Source organism: Streptococcus cristatus, assembly GCF_003943505.1.
GTDB classification, from domain to species: Bacteria; Bacillota; Bacilli; order Lactobacillales; family Streptococcaceae; genus Streptococcus; species Streptococcus cristatus_E.
On sequence record NZ_RJPS01000128.1, the window covers coordinates 1 to 515 of the forward strand.

Genomic DNA, 515 nt, shown 5'->3' on the forward strand with positions numbered 1-515 from the left:
CCTTGATGGCGGCTCTGAATGATCATGGACAGTATGAACTGACGGACTTTGATGCTGAGATTTTAGAGCTCTTTGCGGCTGACTATGCGACAGAAGAAGAAACAGCTGCTGAAATCAAGCGAGTCTATCAAGTCTCTAACTACATCGAAGACCCTCATACGGCTGTCGCGTCTGCTGTCTATCAAAAATACTTGGCAGAAACAGGTGATCAGCGCAAGACTGTTATCGCGTCTACCGCTAGTCCCTATAAATTCCCAGTTGTGGCTGTTGAGGCTGTGACTGGTCAAACAGGACTTAGTGACTTTGAGGCTTTGGACCAACTGCACGAACTTTCTGGCGTAGCCCTTCCACCAGCTGTGGACGGCTTAGAAATTGCCCCTGTTCGTCACAAAACGACGGTTGCTGCAGACCAAATGCAGGTAGCAGTCGAGGATTACTTGGAATTGTAAAAATGGCTTAGAAAGCCTAAAATCAGCTGGATATCTGGCTGATTTTTTCTTAGGATGCCCAATGAA

The 515-nt window shown here is 47.0% G+C and carries 1 pseudogene; it reads left to right on the forward strand.

Features of this window, described 5'->3' with window-relative positions:
• Positions 1 to 449 (forward strand): annotated as a pseudogene (locus D8792_RS11330) (threonine synthase); the annotation flags it as partial.
• Positions 450 to 515: the final 66 nt, after the last annotated feature.